The organism is Shewanella sp. A32 (assembly GCF_029167175.1).
In the GTDB taxonomy this organism is placed as follows: domain Bacteria; phylum Pseudomonadota; class Gammaproteobacteria; order Enterobacterales; family Shewanellaceae; genus Shewanella; species Shewanella yunxiaonensis.
The window spans coordinates 14,531-30,913 of sequence record NZ_JARFTS010000027.1 but is presented as its reverse complement, the minus strand read 5'-3'; the positions used below and the strand labels follow the sequence as shown (position 1 = coordinate 30,913).

General features: G+C 45.7%; 16 protein-coding genes. 3 read left to right on the top strand and 13 right to left on the bottom strand.

The window, feature by feature from the left end:
- Nucleotides 1-26: 26 nt before the first annotated feature.
- From PY479_RS15550 to PY479_RS15540, 3 genes are all read left to right on the top strand, one after another.
- Complete coding sequence (locus PY479_RS15550; RefSeq protein ID WP_275484310.1) at nt 27-1,022, top strand: LysR family transcriptional regulator; 996 nt, start codon at nt 27-29, stop codon at nt 1,020-1,022.
- Nucleotides 1,023-1,281: 259 nt separating this feature from the next.
- A complete protein-coding gene (locus PY479_RS15545) occupies nt 1,282-3,690 on the top strand; it encodes an OmcA/MtrC family decaheme c-type cytochrome (RefSeq protein ID WP_275484309.1) in 2,409 nt (802 codons plus the stop codon).
- A gap of 128 nt (nt 3,691-3,818) precedes the next feature.
- The gene (locus tag PY479_RS15540; RefSeq protein ID WP_275484308.1) at nt 3,819-4,193 is read left to right on the top strand and encodes a hypothetical protein; all 375 of its coding nucleotides are present in this window, start codon (nt 3,819-3,821) and stop codon (nt 4,191-4,193) included.
- 245 nt (nt 4,194-4,438) lie between these two features.
- On the opposite strand, the gene PY479_RS15535 is transcribed toward PY479_RS15540, so the two are convergent.
- From PY479_RS15535 to PY479_RS15475, 13 genes are all read right to left on the bottom strand, one after another.
- Complete coding sequence (locus PY479_RS15535) at nt 4,439-5,125, bottom strand: DUF2982 domain-containing protein (RefSeq protein ID WP_275484307.1); 687 nt, start codon at nt 5,123-5,125, stop codon at nt 4,439-4,441.
- 28 nt (nt 5,126-5,153) lie between these two features.
- The gene (locus PY479_RS15530) at nt 5,154-5,942 is read right to left on the bottom strand and encodes a YdcF family protein (protein ID WP_212595964.1); all 789 of its coding nucleotides are present in this window, start codon (nt 5,940-5,942) and stop codon (nt 5,154-5,156) included.
- Between the two features lie 85 nt (nt 5,943-6,027).
- On the bottom strand, nt 6,028-6,927 hold the full coding sequence (gene mak, locus PY479_RS15525; RefSeq protein ID WP_275484306.1) for a fructokinase: 900 nt from the start codon (nt 6,925-6,927) through the stop codon (nt 6,028-6,030).
- Complete coding sequence (gene cysQ, locus PY479_RS15520) at nt 6,924-7,733, bottom strand: 3'(2'),5'-bisphosphate nucleotidase CysQ (RefSeq protein WP_275484305.1); 810 nt, start codon at nt 7,731-7,733, stop codon at nt 6,924-6,926. The genes mak and cysQ overlap by 4 nt, the downstream gene beginning before the upstream one ends.
- A gap of 32 nt (nt 7,734-7,765) precedes the next feature.
- Complete coding sequence (locus tag PY479_RS15515; RefSeq protein WP_275484304.1) at nt 7,766-8,518, bottom strand: phosphatase; 753 nt, start codon at nt 8,516-8,518, stop codon at nt 7,766-7,768.
- Nucleotides 8,519-8,719: 201 nt separating this feature from the next.
- Nucleotides 8,720-9,565, bottom strand: a complete 846-nt coding sequence (locus PY479_RS15510) for a MipA/OmpV family protein (RefSeq protein WP_275484303.1) — start codon at nt 9,563-9,565, stop codon at nt 8,720-8,722.
- A gap of 186 nt (nt 9,566-9,751) precedes the next feature.
- Nucleotides 9,752-10,807, bottom strand: coding sequence for a tetratricopeptide repeat protein (locus PY479_RS15505; RefSeq protein ID WP_275484302.1), 1,056 nt, complete (start codon nt 10,805-10,807; stop codon nt 9,752-9,754).
- 45 nt (nt 10,808-10,852) lie between these two features.
- A complete protein-coding gene (locus tag PY479_RS15500) occupies nt 10,853-11,821 on the bottom strand; it encodes a type II secretion system F family protein (protein WP_275484301.1) in 969 nt (322 codons plus the stop codon).
- Nucleotide 11,822: 1 nt separating this feature from the next.
- The gene (locus tag PY479_RS15495) at nt 11,823-12,800 is read right to left on the bottom strand and encodes a type II secretion system F family protein (RefSeq protein WP_275484300.1); all 978 of its coding nucleotides are present in this window, start codon (nt 12,798-12,800) and stop codon (nt 11,823-11,825) included.
- A 12-nt stretch (nt 12,801-12,812) separates the two neighbouring features.
- Nucleotides 12,813-14,132, bottom strand: a complete 1,320-nt coding sequence (locus tag PY479_RS15490; RefSeq protein ID WP_275484299.1) for a CpaF family protein — start codon at nt 14,130-14,132, stop codon at nt 12,813-12,815.
- 19 nt (nt 14,133-14,151) lie between these two features.
- Nucleotides 14,152-15,399, bottom strand: coding sequence for an AAA family ATPase (locus PY479_RS15485; RefSeq protein ID WP_275484298.1), 1,248 nt, complete (start codon nt 15,397-15,399; stop codon nt 14,152-14,154).
- 65 nt (nt 15,400-15,464) lie between these two features.
- On the bottom strand, nt 15,465-15,908 hold the full coding sequence (locus PY479_RS15480) for a TadE family protein (RefSeq protein WP_275484297.1): 444 nt from the start codon (nt 15,906-15,908) through the stop codon (nt 15,465-15,467).
- Nucleotides 15,905-16,378: a TadE family protein gene (locus PY479_RS15475; protein WP_275484296.1), complete on the bottom strand. Its 474-nt coding sequence runs from the start codon at nt 16,376-16,378 to the stop codon at nt 15,905-15,907. The genes PY479_RS15480 and PY479_RS15475 overlap by 4 nt, the downstream gene beginning before the upstream one ends.
- Between the last annotated feature and the right edge of the window lie 5 nt (nt 16,379-16,383).

Sequence of the window (16,383 nt, the reverse complement as noted above, 5' to 3'; positions counted from 1 at the left end):
ATTTCAGCTTTCGAGTAGATATCTCTATGGCAAGCCGACTTTTAAAGCAATTGTGTGATTTAGACATTTTCACACTCATGGTGTTCAAAACCATTTACGAAACCGGACATGCGAACATAACGGCAAGGGAATTGTCAGTCTCAGCTCCCAAGATTAGTCGTTGCCTTAGTTCTCTCCGCCTCGCCTTTGATGACGAGCTGTTTTATCGACGCCAACAGAAACTGAAAGCAACACCGCTGGCAGAAAATCTGTATCGTCCCGTATGTGATTTCATCCAATCAGTTTACCAACTGGAGTTGCAGGCTAACGGCAGTCGAGATTGCCGTGCTGAAGGTTGTCTGCACATCGCCGTGGGTTACGGTTTGATGAGTGCCCTATCCAAAATATTTGGTCAGAAAGACATGGCCGACAAACTCGGCAAAGTGCGCTTGTATAAATGGCAGAGTGACTCTGCTGATCTGATCCACAGCGGAGAGCTCGATCTTGGGATCAGTATGGATTTGCCTGAAAATCAGGAATTGCAACTGACCAACATCGGTGAGTGCCAGGAAATTGGATTGGTCTGCAGAAAAGACCATCCGATTTGGCAGCAATCCCCGAATATCACCTTGGAACAGATAGCACGTTACCCCTTCGTGTACATGTGCATCCGCAATTTTAACGAACGTATTGATCCGTTTGAACTTTATTGCCAGCAGGAAAATATTCCCACACCAGAAATGGATTGTGTTGAAGATTTCGAAGAATGGTATGCGCATCTGCTGACAATGAACAGTATTGCATTTGTACCCGCGACAGAATTGTGTCAAGCCGAAAGGATCAGCGAACTTAAATGCCGATTGTTACCTGCAAGTGAAGTGAATAAATTGCAGAGAACGCTGGCATTACCTTGCTATCAATTGATTGAAAAAGCGGACGACTATAGACGGTACAGCACAGAGCAACGCCAGCTAATTTTAGATGTTATTTCCAAGTTACTGAGCTTCAGAGCTATTTCTGACGAACGACAATTTGGCACCTAAAACACCTTTGATCGAGATGGCCAGTACCTTGCTGTAGTGGAAAGTTGGCCATTGATTCACTTAGTTTTTCTTATTTTTTAGACCCTCATTTGTAAATTTCTATAATTAAAATTACTTATTTCAGTTTTAGAAATTTCTATTTTGCTTTTTTAACCCATATTTCACAAATTGTGCATGTACTAACGTAATACCTCATTAGTTATAGGTATATTTATGGGTACTGCAAAATAGCAGTACACATATATGAACAAGGGACGCAATGATGAAAAATCATAACAAGTCATTACTCGCGTTATTCCTGGTGGGCCTTTTCGGGCTCTCTGCCTGTACATTTGATGGCAGCGATGGGAAAGACGGTGTAGACGGTACTAATGGTACTAATGGTACTAATGGTCAAGATGGAAAAGACGCTAGTTCAGCTGTTTCTGCCGCTTACAAAGCTGGCGATGTTACTTTAACGATTAAGCCAGAAGAGAGCACATTGGCAGGTGCCGGTACATTTATGCTTAAATTTACCGCCACCGCTAAAGACCAACTTGGTGATACCAAACCGCTGTCCGGTCTTAACAAAATCCGCCTTTTTGCTGCTGCCGTAGTGGCCAACACCAGCCATGATGGTCCAGCGCTGTACTGGAACCCCGTTGGCTCTTCTATGTATTGTACAGACAATGGTCTGAGTGGTTCATCAAACGCTTGTACTTTAGTTGAAGATCCTGCCAATCCAGGCAGCTATACCGGTACATGGACCTATGATGGTGCAGCCCCCATTATGGCTGCTGACGATGATCTGAATGCCCCTCATCGCATTGTGACTCGTATATACAATGTGAAAGACGCTAACAGTGTTGACGGTGCTTACATCACTGACAATATTCTCTCTACTTTAACTTATATTCCTGCGACAGGTGAAACAGGTGTTGCTTCTGGTAAAGACACTGTATCCGACAGCGCTTGTAAAGGTTGCCACGGTGAAAACCCTAGTACTGGCGGTATCTGGAATATCAAAGCACACGGCAGTTACCAAAGTGTGCAAAACTGTGTTTTGTGCCATAACCCTTCTCGTCCTGAACATACCGATCCAAAAGATAAGGTCTTTGGCCGAACAGTTGACCTGCCAGCGATGATCCACCGCATTCACGCCGGCGCAGAAATTGCTCCGACAAGAGTAGTTGATGCTGCAAGTGGCCTGACCATGGGTGATTTAGGTTTCATACAGGACTCTGAATGGGTTGATATCAAATATCCAGCTCCATTGACTGAATGTACTGTTTGTCACAGCAACGACGAAGGCAAAACCACTTGGAAGACCGAACCTACACGTGCAGCGTGTGGCGGCTGTCACTCCAATATCAACTTTGCTACTGGCGAAAACCATTTTGGAGGCATAGGTCTAGCTGATGACTCCCAGTGTAAAGCTTGCCACTCCAGTGGTAACTATTCTCCAGAAGTTGCCCACAATGTTGGTAAACGTGCTGAATATGCGAAACTGGTAACTGTAGACTTTACTAAGGCTACAGCAGCCGTGAATGCTACTGACAGCAGCAAAACAGATGTTACTTTGACCGTTGAAGTTTCTATCAATGGCACTCCAGTTACTGATGCCTCAGTACTGAAAGCTTACGATCCTAATATAACCACAAAAGATAAAAGCGGTAACGTCATCACCAATAGTGCATACAATCCTACTGGTATGTTCATGAAAGACAGCCTGATCATTGGTACTGTTGACTCTACAGGTGAAGTAACTGCATGGTCAGACAAAGGTGTTTCAACTCCTAAACTGTCTGCTTTCGATTTCACTGACGGTGTAGGCACATTAACAGTAACAGTTCCTGCTGCTATCGGCACTGGTACTATCTATGTTGGTACTGAAGATAGTTTCTGTGCTGATAATGGTGCAGCGGTTTCTTGTGGCACTGCGGATGCTCAGTTCGGTTCTGACAATCCTATCGGCGTGACTTCTACAGTGAAGTTCATTGATGTTGATGGCGGTACTGCCGTGACTGCACGTTTTGATGACCCAGCACGTATCACTGTAGCTGAATCCAAGTGTAATGCTTGCCACAGCACTCTAGACTATGCAAAGGGTTCACACGGTGTATATACCTTTGATCAATGTATGCAATGTCACAACAATACCCATGCAGGTTCAAGCACTAGACATGTTGATGGCTATGTAGATGCTGACGGCAATCTGGTACCTACTGGTGTTGTCTTCGCTAACCGTGACTTGGTAACTGTAGCTCACCGTATGCATAGTGGTCACTTTGGTGAAACTGAAGGTATCGTACTGGCTAAAGATGGTACTGTAACCGGTTACCCAGGCGTTCAAGGCGATTGCTCTGCCTGTCACAAAGACGGTGCAAGCTTCTTCGCTGCTGATGGTGGTTTGACATCAGGTAAACGCTCTATCGCTGTATTGCCATTCGATACTAACAATGATGGTACAATTGATAGCAAAGATACTACTTACTATGTATCACCAGTAGCTGAATCATGCCGTAGCTGTCATACCAGCGAATCTGCTGCGGCTCACTTTAGTTCAAATGGTGCAATTATGGCCAGCGACAAGATTGACGACCCTAATGACATATCAATAGAGTCTTGTGCAACTTGCCATGCTCAAGATAAGTCCTTCGGTATCGAGAAGTTCCACGTAATCAAGTAAGGAATCTTCTGGGCTTCCTGCAAGACCCCAGATATTCCCCCCAAAAGGAGACCCGCAAGGGTCTCTTTTTTTTTGCCCGTTACTCGTCCTAAATAACGTTTACACTTTTCAGACTTTTTGAGAATGTAATGACATCAACAACTAAAGGCACTCAAGGTGATTGTTCCTTTGCTTTGAAATTGGCTGTTGTAGACCAAGTTGAAAAAAGGCGAAATGACGTATCTTCAAGCTCAGACGTATTTAACCGCGAGTTTCCAAATGCAGAGTCCCCCCTCGGGAACTATTACATGTGCTGTACTGCTAGTCGTCCGGCAATGACATCCACGCTACTTATCGACATTCAGCGAAAGGAACAGTACGTTACTGGTCTCTTTGCAGAAAGCATGAATAAATTGGCAATGAGGGATAGAGGATTAAATCCCGATTTACTTAACCTGTCTTTTTACTTCGGTCGTAATCAAACTAAATATTTTAGAAGGGTAGGAACAATATCGGGATTGTAACGACGATATGCCTCATTCAAAAATTTATTGGTAATTTCGTTAAATATTGGGTTATCGCGAACACCATAATATAGCGGAGAGGTAAGCATAAACACCCCAAGTCCTGGATCCCCACTATCAATAAGCTGTATTGATTTTTCGAAACTCGTAAAAAGCGCTTCAGGTGAATAGTGATTGCTAAGGTAGGCCGCAAGTAAACAGCATCCAGAACCCGCAGTATAATCGCCAAAGAAACAAATTAGGACTTATTTGGGACTGTCACTATTGAAGACCTGCTGGACTTTATATTCCTTTAATTCCTTCAGCAGTTGTTGTGGTGCCATCGGCAGGAATTCGGTAGGGATATACAGGTGAAAACCAAGATATTTGTCCAACATCAAGCAGCGGCGACCAAACATCGCCAATAAGCCGCGGTATCGATCACCATTCACCACCAACGGCTCAAACTCAGCTGACAGATAGTGTTCCAGGCTTTGCAAATCTTCATCATTCGCTACTGCGGTCATCACCAATGAGCGCTGTTCTGCCAATAAGCCAGTGGCTAACCGAGGAGAAATAACATCCAGTAGCGGATTCACGGCTTTCAGCTTGATCCCCAGATAAGGCAATGTCAGCCAATCGATGCCATGCTGGATCCGCAATAAATCAAAACGCTGAACATTATCCCAAGCGACTGTCAGCTGGCCTCGGCGGTGATAAAAGGTGAGTCCCTCGGGGGCCAGCCGCAACACAATTTCTGGCTCTATGCGCTTGGCAATTCCCAGCACCAGCGCAACCGCCCCACAGGAGAAAAAAATCAATGCGGGGACAAACAGCTCGCGCCAGACAATAAATAAACATAACCCAGTGAATAGGCTGATACTTCCCAGCAAGGTTAGCGTCACAGCATTACGCTTGCTTAACGTGCGAACCTCAATTACATCATTATTCATTTTATTAGGAATGGGCCTCTAGCGGAGTTCACATACCTAACATAATACGAATGCTTAACCAGGTCATACCTAAATATTCGTGGATCGCCTTTGCAGACTTATTCAGATTCTCAGTGCTAAAGCGCCACCAGTGATCACGCCGTGCCAGAAAGTCAGTAGGTGCAGCGACTGGGTCCATTCCTGCCATCTTAAAAATCTTCATGGCACGCGGCATATGCGCTGCAGACGTCACCAACACCAGTTGACGGCCCCCCACGGCATCCTCTCCCATATCGGTCGCCGATGCACCAAAAGCTTTTCTCAATGCCAGCGCTTCTTCTATGGTGTCGCGCGCATCAGACAGTTCGAGGATCCTTTCAGCATTTGCGCCCATATCCACTGCAGCATCATGCATTTGCTGTGCATGAGAGGTTGAATTTATGCCGCCGGTCCAGCCACTCACGACCAGTAGACAATCAGGACTGTTAGCCTTCTTCACCTGAGCAACACCTTCAGTCAGTCTTGCCAATGCGGTGGTGGAAAGCTTATGGCGAGCTTCTCCCACAATTGCATCATCATGCCCAGAACCAAGCACCATCACGACACTGGCATGTTTAGGTGTATCGGTCCTTACAGCGTATTGTTGTTCTAAGGGCCAGAGTAACCAGTAACTGCCAAAACTACTGCTGAGTAATAACAGCCAGGTCATCGACACCAACACTAACCCCTTGGCAAGTTTTGGCTTGCGACGCCAGAACCACAATGCCAATAACAGCAAAATCACGGCCAGAGGTATTGGCATGAAGAGTTGAGATATCAGGTTTTTAATCAGAAACATGGGTATTCACATCTAGGGTATTAATCTTGGATCAGTGTACTGGCAAGGCTTTGTCCCGGCCAGTGAACTAATCTTCATAAAATGACTATAACGGCCATAACCAGGCCGCACCGCGGACGCCGGAAGAACTACCATGCAGGTTTTTCACCACGGGAGTTTCACATTCGCCACCTAATACATAAGGTTTGAGCAAGGCGGGTAAACGCGTATAAATGGCATCCACATTGGACATTCCACCGCCTAAGACAATGACGTCAGGATCGAGAATATTGATCATCGATGCCAACGAGCGCGCCAGACGGTCAAGAAAGCGTTCAAAAGCAGCATTGGCCTGCTCGTCGCCCCGTGCGACCAACTGCATCACGTCGTTACCAGAAACCACGTTGCCATGCGTGGCTTGATTGTAATCTCTCAGAAAGCCCGTACCGGAGATATAACATTCAGTACAGTCATAGTTGCCACAGAAGCACTTAGCGGAGCGAAATTCCTCTGGGCGCATCCAGGGTAACGGAATATGGCCCCATTCGCCGGCAATGCCATTACCACCGGCATGGACTTTTCCATCCACGGCGATGCCGCCACCAACACCCGTTCCAAGAATCACGCCGAATACCATGCGCTTACCGGCACCGGCACCATCAACCGCTTCCGAAACTGCAAAACAATTTGCGTCGTTTGCGACACGGACCTGACGATCAAGCCGCAGCCCCAAATCTTTATCCAGCGGATGACCATGCAGCCATACTGAATTACCGTTTTTGACTTCTCCGGTAAACGGAGACACGACGCCGGGGATCCCCACACCTACAGTGCCCTCATGGCCTAACTGACGTTCAGCATCAGTCACCAAACTGCAAATAGCATCAAGTGTTCCGGGGTAATTTTTAGGCGTGACCACGCGTTGCCGATGGAGCTCTTTTCCGGCTTCATCCAAAGCCACCAGCTCAATCTTAGTGCCACCTAAATCAATCCCAAATCTGATCATTCTGTCTCCCCGGACATTACTTCTGAATCTAACAACCAATCTGCACTGCAGGCAATAAACCAGGGATTGGTCAATTGTGCGGTTTGGTTATATCGTAAAGGCTCACCACCGTCGTAACGCAGTAGTTTACCACCTGCATGTTCCAACACCGCTTGCCCTGCGGCGATATCCCACCAACTGGTATCACCCAATCGAGGATATAGGTCGGCCTGCCCCGCTGCCAGCAGACATAACTTGAGCGAACTCCCCACTTCAAGCAATTCAAAATTCTGGAGAGTTGCTAAAAAGTCTTGCAGTCCGGGCGTTACATGTGAGCGGCTACTTACTATTACCGGCGTATTACGGCGCGAAGGCGCACTGGCGGTGAGCGACGATACTTGATCTTTGATGATTTTCCAACTGCCAAGACCTTTGCAGCCGCAATAACATTCACCAGTCACAGGCACATAGACCACACCAGCAACGGCTTCACCCTTATCAATAAGCGCAATATTGACCGTGAATTCACCATTTCGTTTGATAAATTCCTTAGTGCCATCCAGTGGGTCAACTAACCAAAATTGTTGCCATTCCTTACGTTGTTCCCATGCAACAACAGATTCCTCAGACAACACAGGCCATTGCGGGAAATACCGTTGGAGGTTACGGTTAATGACTTGATGGCTAAGAAGATCCGCTTGGGTGACAGGCGTTTGGTCAGCCTTCAGTTCCACATTAAAGTCTTGTGTGCGATAGACTGACATTATCGCGTTGCCTGCTGCGATAGCAATCGCCTGTAATTGCTGCATCTGGCTATGATTCAGCATAACGACCTCAAAAGTTGCGCAGTTCTACTGCGTCAGCTATTGGAATTAAAGTAATCCAGCAGATCATCTACGGTACGATGCCCCCTACCCTTCAAAAACGATAGTAACGTCTTAGGAGCGTAATTTAATAAACGCTCATGGGTATAACCCGCTTCATCAATAATGCTTAACGCTTGGTCAAACTGACCCAGCGTAAATGCAATATGGGAATCTGATCCCATCACCAACTGCGCATCATATTTAACTGCCAATTTAGCAATAGATAAACAGGTCGGCTCACTCCCCTTTCGTGAGGAAACAAACGAGGAATTATTGATTTCCAACGCCACATTATATTTAGCGGCCGTTTTAACAATAATGTCCTGTTCGATGGGATAACGTGGATTTCCCGGATGCGTAATGATGTCCACCTTGCCGCTTTGAATGCATGCCAGCAGCGCTTCAGTATGGTTAGCCACATCAGTGGGCGGAAACACCGGTTCATGAAAACCTGCCTGCACCAGATCCAGTTCGGCCAGATAATCACCGAAGTAGTCAATATCCCCCCGTTCATTGCTGATATTGGCTTCAATGCCACGCAAAATTGCAACACCGTCGACTACCCGGGGTAACACTCGAAGATTTACAAAATGCCAGAAATGAGGAGCATCGGCCATCGCCGGGCCATGATCCGTCAGCGCAAACAATTGGATGCCACGCTGTTTAGCAACCGCCAGATAATCATGTACGGTACTGTAGGCGTGGGTGGAAGCGACGGTATGAGTGTGGGTATCGACCGGGAACATAACAATCCCTGCTGCAGTAAATGGGTGACTCAGGCATTAATTTTACCGAAAAGGTCACTTAAAAGACAGATTCAAGCCATGAGACATCAGAGCGCTTTCCCATTCCGTAGGTAATGCTGTGGCATTAGGAAAACGCCGATGAACCCAGCCCCCGTTAACAAGTGAGGACTTTGCCTTTATTAATGTCCTGCTGAAAAATTGCTAACTTTTGTTACTACCGATAATCCAGATAAGGCCAAGACCCACGGTGAAATTTGAGTTTGTTTGTAACAGCGGACTGTCAGTTGCACTTGAGCCGGAGAAGTTATCATATCGCGCAAATGCCGCTAGCATCATGTGGTCAAATTTAACCGCTATACCTGACGAAAATTCGGTCACTGCATAACCCGCATGGCTACGGTATGCTGGTCTGTCACTAGTCGCGTACTGATCAGAAACGCCATAAAAATAATTCAGATACTCAGCGTTCGCCCAGTTAAACGTGAGGCGATTGCTCCAAAAGAGCGTTTTGTCATTCCAAGTTGAGATAACTTGCTCTGACTCCAACCCGAAGCCTGCACGATAACCTATCTGGTCCAAATAACTAAAATCCGTAGCAAAGGCCTTTCTACCAAAGAGTTGGGCCCGGAGATATCCTTTGCGTTTTTCGGGCTCAGTAATATAAAACAACAACCGTGGTCCTGCTTCTAGCGTCCATCCCAGATCAGGCATGCCTGTGCGTACTGAAGACTTATCGCTGTTAACCGGAATAGCACCTGAGAATGAGGCTTCCAATTTCCAACGGTTGGATTGAAATAAATTGCCTACCAACCCTTCTCGGTCAACCTTGATGTGGTCATCTTTATAATAAAAATATGGCAAAGGTAAGACATACGAATCCTGATCTTTAGACCCCGGATAAGCGGGCAAACTAACAGCAACGACTCCAGCGCCATATTCAAATACTGTTTCAGCACGCACAGATGCGCTAAAGCTGATAAGCCCCATTAACACGATTGCAATTTTTCGCATAATTACTGCATTTTCCCCTGTCGATAGAATATCCACGCAATTTTTTACTATATTGTATTCTTTAAAAAAAATAACACGCCAACCCTAGTACAATCGTCGACCAAGCTAGTTTTATCGAATAATTCCGAGAGCAAACAGTATTTAGGGCAAAGATAGGTAACAGAGGAGTTTCCCCACGCGAAAAATGACTGAATTTAACCTCAGGCTATGCAAGTTTTCGGATTAATTACTGCCATAGTTCTGTAAATGTTGAGCTTCGCTATGTAACAACTCCGCTTGTGCACGTTTTAAATTTTTTTGCGCTTTTTCAAAATAGCTAGGAGATGCATCTATTGCTTGCTTGAATATGCTAATTGCCTTGTCATATTGTCCCTCCAGCATTAGAAAATAGCCAAGATCATTTAATGCGTCAGCTTTATTCATGGTTTGTTCAAACATCGACAACGCCAAATCATCTTGGTGTTTTCTAATATATATCAGCCCAAGATTAGACCAAGCGCGGGCGAAACTTGCATCATCTTGAATTGCTCGTTTTAAGTAGCTCTCAGCCTGTTGCAAATCGCCACTAAGGTAGTAGGAATAGCCTAAGTTAGTCGCAAGAGCTGCTGAATGTGGCTGATAATCGAGCGCCAGATGGAAATAGTCTCTGGCCAACTGATGGCGATCTTGTAAGTCATTCAATACACCTAATGCATTGTAAACCCGCAGTGGCGATTGTTGATCCAGTGGAAAGTTGGCCGGTTGGGATATCGTGCTGCCTTTGTTTTCTTTTAATCGGCGCTGATCTAATTCGATGGCTTTTTCCAAATGAATACGCGCTTGGGCATATTCATGTTGATCCATTTCAATAATTCCTAGCTCTGCATGAGCCAATATAAAATCTGGATCTAACTGTAATGCCTCATTAAAAGCGCGAAGGGCAATATCTTCATTACCTCGCAATGTATGAATTTTAGCAATCTTGTAGAAAGTTTTTGCATTGGTCGGATTGAAATCCAGCGCCTGAATATATAAATAGAGCGCTTTATCCAAACGCCCTGTTTGTTCCTCCTTCAGGGCTTTATCTAATGCTTCCTGTTCACTTTGAGGAGGAGCTTTCGGTCGCGCGACCAGCCGCGTTTGATCGTCGAAAAGATCTTGTCTTTGAGGTTCCTGTTTAACTGCCTGGGGTGCCGAATGGCTGGCACATCCCGTAAGATACCCGCCAGCTATTATCAACATCCCCAAAAGAAGTGGTGTGCTAAAATTGCGAGCGTTTAGTTTCGACAATGACCCCATAGTTTCGCTCCATGCAAATGAAAGGCATCAGCCATTTAACAGTGCTTAAAATGCTTGTCCCCACACTTTCATAACTTTGAGTACTGCAGGCCCTACGGCCACAATGAAGAATGATGGCCAAATACAGAACATCATTGGGAAAATCATCTTAACTGCCAGCTTGGCCGCTTTTTCCTCAGCTTCCTGAAGCCGTTTATTCCGGTATTCATCGGAAAATACCCTCAAGGTTTCAGCAATCCCAGTCCCTAACCGGATGCTTTGTGAAATGGCTGAATTAAGCCCCTTAATATCTTCCAGACCAGTACGTTCAGTAAATTCTTGTAACGCCACCTTGATCGTCAACCCCGCACGAGCTTTAGAGCAAACCAGTTCTAATTCACTGGCCAGTGCGGGGTGACTAAACGCCAACTCCTTGGCAACGCGGCTTAATGCTGCGAGTAACCCTAAGCCGGCCTCACAGCAGACAACCAACAAGTCCAACGCATCAGGAAAACCTGTTCGCAATAGCCGCATGCGTCGAGTCGCCATGGATTGCAAAACTAACGACGGTGATAAAAAAGCAATGCCAACAATCAAACACACAATGTAAATACTGGCAAGTGCCGATAAATCCGAAAATATGTTGAGGACAAGAATCGAAATGCCGGCCCCCAGTAACAGCAATAACAGGCGAATAGCACTAAACACCGCTAACGCACTTTCAGAATGTAACCCCGCATGGATCAATAAACGCCGGGTTTCGTCATTCGAAAGGTTTAGAAATGGCTGTTTACCTAACTTACTTATCCCATGTTCCAAGGTACTTGTCATATTGTTAGAGGCCTTGGGACTCACAGCTTCATGTTGACTCAGCCCCTGCATTTTTCGCCTGACAGGCGAATAGACTCCGGAGATCAACAAGGATACTGAAATGGCTAATGTCACCCCGGCAATCGCTGCCACAGAGTAGATGGCCCACTTTACATGCAGGGGGTCATCAAAAATAGTACTGAATAGTCCGATTAAGTATTCCATATTATATGTCTATCCTAATCAGTTTACGTATCCACAATCCACCGACGACCATGCCGATGGCGCCCCAAATCAGTAATCGTCTCCCATCTTCAGTACCGGTTAATTCAGCAACATAACCCGGCGTTTGGATATAGATAACCGCAAATAAAACGAAGGGGAGCAAAATCAAAATCCAGGCAGATAAACGACCTTCTGCCGACAATGTTTTAACACGACGTCTAAAGGTAAAACGTTGACGTATTACCGTTGAAAGATTCTCAATGTTCTCAGCAAGATTACCGCCCGTTTCTTTTTGCACCATGACAGCGCTAGCAAATGCCATCGCAGAAACACTTGGAACTCGCTCGATAAACCCCAATAGTGCACGTTTAGTATCTTTGCTGTAATTGATATTGGCGAACATCAGGCTAAATTCTTTTGCCAGAGGTCCCTGCATTTCTTCTGTGACTAATTTGATTGCATCCGAAAATGAATATCCGGCCTGCAATGCCCGGCGTATTACATCCAATGCATCGGGGAAACTGCTTTCTATCGCATCCATTCGCTTTGTGATATCACGATTAAGCTTGAAGTAAAACAGCATGATAGTGACTATACCAACGAAGCCACCGGCCAATGGTTCACGTAGGTAAAACCAACTGCCGATCCCAAGCACTAAAGCACTGCCGACTGCCATCAATAGAAACTGATGACCCAATAATTTGTAATCAGCCAGTTCCAACCGGTCGCTCAAATTCTCAATAAACTCAATGCGCTCTAATGCTCGGCCTATAACCCCTACTTTGCTCAGACGGTTTCTACGTAATAGCGACGTTTCAAAATTCTTGTCACCTGCCTCCTCTGATAACTTTTTAAGACGTTTACGCACTAACGACGTATTTGCCCGCTGAGGGCTGTATACCGGTAAAAATAGCGCCTGTGAGAGAAATATCACCGCAATAAATATCAACCCCAGGAAAATAACTTCATTAGAAAACATAGGCAAAATCTCCTAATAATTCGCGAAGTTGTCATCACAGTTAAACAGCTGATAAGGTAAATCGATACCTTGTTGCTTCAATTTGCTATGGAAGCCCGGGATAACTCCCGTGGCTTCAAAGGCCCCGATGATCTTGCCGTCAGCATCAATGCCTTTACGCACAAAATGGAACAATTCCGACATAGTGATAACCTCACCTTCCATGCCGTTGATCTCCTGGATACTGGTGACTCGCCGGCGACCATCTTCCTGTCTTTCAAGTTGCACAACGAGGTCTATTGCTGACGCAATCTGAGTCCGGATATTACTGACAGGCATATCAAAACCCGCCATACACACCATGTATTCAAGGCGCCCCAAGGCATCTCTCGGACTATTAGCATGTAACGTAGTTAAGGAGCCTTCATGCCCGGTGTTCATCGCCGTCAGCATATCCAGAGCTTCGCCGCCACGCACCTCACCGACGACGATCCGGTCCGGCCGCATACGTAAGCAGTTTTTAACCAGATCCCGCTGAGTCACTTCACCGCGGCCTTCGATGTTTTGTGGACGTGTTTCCAACCGCACAGTATGAGGCTGCTGCAACTGCAGTTCTGCAGAATCTTCGATGGTGACGATACGTTCATCGGCTGGAATATAACCTGATAGCATATTAAGCAGGGTTGTTTTGCCACTGCCTGTCCCACCGGAAACCAAAATATTGAGCTTACCTTTGACGGATCCCTTAAGCAGTTCGACCATATCTTCTGTAATTGAGCCGTACTGAATAAGCTCACTCGCAGTCAGTTTATCAACCGAGAAGCGACGAATTGACAGTGCTGGACCGTCCAGCGCCAATGGCGGAATAATGGCGTTAACCCTGGAGCCATCATCAAGCCTGGCATCTACCATAGGTGATGACTCATCAATGCGGCGACCAACATTAGACACAATACGATCGATGATATTCAGCAGATGGGAATTGCTGTGAAACTTGATGTCGACGGCTTCTAGTTTTCCGTAACGTTCTACATAGACACGGTCAAATGAGTTAACCAAAATATCTGAAATCGTAGGGTCCGCAAGTAAGGTCTCCAAAGGTCCTAACCCAAGGACTTCATCAATAATTAACTTAACGAGACGCTGACGGGATGCCAAATTGATCGGCATATGCATGTCACCCATCAGTCGCTCACAAATCTCGCGGATCTGCTTTCGGGCATCGTCTTTGGAGATGGTCTCGATTAACGACAGATCCATAACACTCAGCAATTTATTGTAAAGCTGGATCTTCAGTTCCTGTTCTTCAACACTGAGGGGTTGATATGGTTGAGTCGATACCTTGCTTTCCATCCGTGATCCCCCTTATCTCTTATTTCCCGAATAGACGTGACAAAAAACCTGATTTGTTTTTTTCCTGGCTATCATGGATCGGAAGAAAATGCGTTGTAAGCGCTGTTAGATCTTTGAACATCTGTTGTCTTTTTGCCACTTGAGTGATGGGTAATCCGAGGTCAACACATTCACTTGCCAGCTTGAAATCGTTCGAGACCACAAATACTGAATCAACGCCTACCACATTCTTGATATCAGAGAGCTTGATAGCCGAGTTAGCTTTATCATATCGGTTGACCAGCAGATGAATGCGATCTTTGCTGATACCCATTTTATTGACGAGCTGATGCACCAGCGCCTGAGTTTCGCGAATGAACGCCAGATTCTGTTGTGTGACAACCAGGAGATCAGCATTACGCAGAAGTTCAGCGTTCCAGGCTTCCAGACCGCGCGAAAAGTCGATAATGACTTGAGAATAATGTTGGCGACATTTCCATATCAAATCATAGATTTTATTGAGTTTAATTTCCTCACGGGCATTCATTAAGGAGAACGGTGCCGCTGCCAATAAATGCAGACTATTCCATGAAGTCATAGCACTCTTCAGCGCGATCTCATCCATGTCATCCAATGACTGTAAGGCTTCTGCAATGAAATAGTTCGGTTCGAGACCCAATATGTGGGCCAACGAGCCATATTGCAGATCAGTGTCCAGCAATGCTAAATCGCTGTGTTCCATCTTGGCTGCAATCACCGCCATACATGCAGCAATAAAACTGGCACCGGCGCCCCCTTTGCCATTGACCACTGCCAGTACCGGCGACAACTTCGCAGTCTCGCTTAATTGCAGAGATATTTTTTGTAGCGCTTGAAATAATTCAACATCGTCGGCACCCAGCGGGATAAAATCACTTACCCCATATTGAAAAGCCAGACGAAGGACAGTTTGTGGCGAATCCTGCCCGAGAATAACAATATCAACACCATAACTTGCTGCGCATTGCAGCGCTGCTTCAGCTTGAACAGTATTATCCGGCAACACTAACAAGATGAGATTGAAATGCCGACCAGTGTCACTAGTGGTTTTCCTACGGGTAATATCAGCAGTCTTTTCCCATGTAAGATTGATGCAACTATCCAAGTTCTTTTCCAGATGCGGTAAGAACTTTTTTTGGCTGTCCAATAGCAATGCAGTAATTGGGAAGGACATAGTAATCGTTGCCTTATCATTAGGAACAGCTGATTCATTGACGTCTGAAACCAATAATTCCAACGGCTTATCCATGATTTCTCCCTTACATAAAACGCCTTATGTTTACTATAGTCGTGATCCGTAAGGTTCACTGTTATTTATTGGCATGTTGTGGTTCCTCCAGGAAAGACACCCAGACTCTCGCGTGGCAACGTGGTGGTAAATACTGGAGAATTAAGTGTGCGGTACAAACCTGGAACGAGAAACTCGTGCTGATAATTACGAATTTGCGCCTGAACAAAAGAAATATCGGCGCCATTAGCTTGAGTTGCCGCGGTACCGTCATATTTTAGGTAACGAATAAGCACATTACTGGCGCTGAGATTGGGAATTAACTTAGCGCCATTGAACAGCGCCAAATTGCTAATATCAGTCGCAGGACTACATACCACGGCGAGACGGGCAGTCCGACGTGAAGCTTCCTGCAACACACTGTAGGTGTAGAACAAACGCCCGATTTCTATTGCGCTAAACAACAGCACAAAAAAAACACCTGCGACAATAGCGAATTCCACCACATAAATTCCGGATTGCTTTTTCATAATGCAGTCACCGCGTAACTGGCATTGAGATTAAAACTCAGATCAATACTCTCGCCGAATCCAAATACCGGCAGTGTCTCAGAGAACAACGGTTGCCAATCATAGTTCGCACTTACCATGACCTGTCTGCTCCCCGAAGGCGCATTGGCAATATTGACGTTAGCGATTGATAAACCATAAAGCAGTGGCGTTCCGCTGCCAGCAATGTTGCCATATACCAACAGATTTTTAGTTTGAGTGATGCAATTGCCACAATTAGCGTCAGACAGCGGACTGGGTAATGTTGTTGTCACCCTTTTATCCGCGTTATTAGCGAGGTATCGGCCAGCATCCCTGACCAGCTTGGTTAGGGTATTGTATTGATATAACGCACGGCCTAGCTCAGCCGTGGCGAAGATCACCAACAAAAAAAACGGTAATAAAATGGTCAGTTCTACTGCGGCAACACCTTTTTGACTTGATATATGCATGTAGA

Coding starts and splice junctions, on each gene's coding strand:
- PY479_RS15490 (WP_275484299.1), bottom strand. CDS start 14,132: ATGGAAAGCAAGGTATCGACTCAACCATATCAACCCCTCAGTGTTGAA.
- PY479_RS15485 (WP_275484298.1), bottom strand. CDS start 15,399: ATGGATAAGCCGTTGGAATTATTGGTTTCAGACGTCAATGAATCAGCT.
- PY479_RS15530 (WP_212595964.1), bottom strand. CDS start 5,942: ATGTTTCTGATTAAAAACCTGATATCTCAACTCTTCATGCCAATACCT.
- PY479_RS15540 (WP_275484308.1), top strand. CDS start 3,819: ATGACATCAACAACTAAAGGCACTCAAGGTGATTGTTCCTTTGCTTTG.
- PY479_RS15550 (WP_275484310.1), top strand. CDS start 27: ATGGCAAGCCGACTTTTAAAGCAATTGTGTGATTTAGACATTTTCACA.
- cysQ (WP_275484305.1), bottom strand. CDS start 7,733: ATGCTGAATCATAGCCAGATGCAGCAATTACAGGCGATTGCTATCGCA.
- PY479_RS15535 (WP_275484307.1), bottom strand. CDS start 5,125: ATGAATAATGATGTAATTGAGGTTCGCACGTTAAGCAAGCGTAATGCT.
- mak (WP_275484306.1), bottom strand. CDS start 6,927: ATGATCAGATTTGGGATTGATTTAGGTGGCACTAAGATTGAGCTGGTG.
- PY479_RS15515 (WP_275484304.1), bottom strand. CDS start 8,518: ATGTTCCCGGTCGATACCCACACTCATACCGTCGCTTCCACCCACGCC.
- PY479_RS15500 (WP_275484301.1), bottom strand. CDS start 11,821: ATGGAATACTTAATCGGACTATTCAGTACTATTTTTGATGACCCCCTG.
- PY479_RS15505 (WP_275484302.1), bottom strand. CDS start 10,807: ATGGGGTCATTGTCGAAACTAAACGCTCGCAATTTTAGCACACCACTT.
- PY479_RS15495 (WP_275484300.1), bottom strand. CDS start 12,800: ATGTTTTCTAATGAAGTTATTTTCCTGGGGTTGATATTTATTGCGGTG.
- PY479_RS15545 (WP_275484309.1), top strand. CDS start 1,282: ATGATGAAAAATCATAACAAGTCATTACTCGCGTTATTCCTGGTGGGC.
- PY479_RS15475 (WP_275484296.1), bottom strand. CDS start 16,378: ATGCATATATCAAGTCAAAAAGGTGTTGCCGCAGTAGAACTGACCATT.
- PY479_RS15480 (WP_275484297.1), bottom strand. CDS start 15,908: ATGAAAAAGCAATCCGGAATTTATGTGGTGGAATTCGCTATTGTCGCA.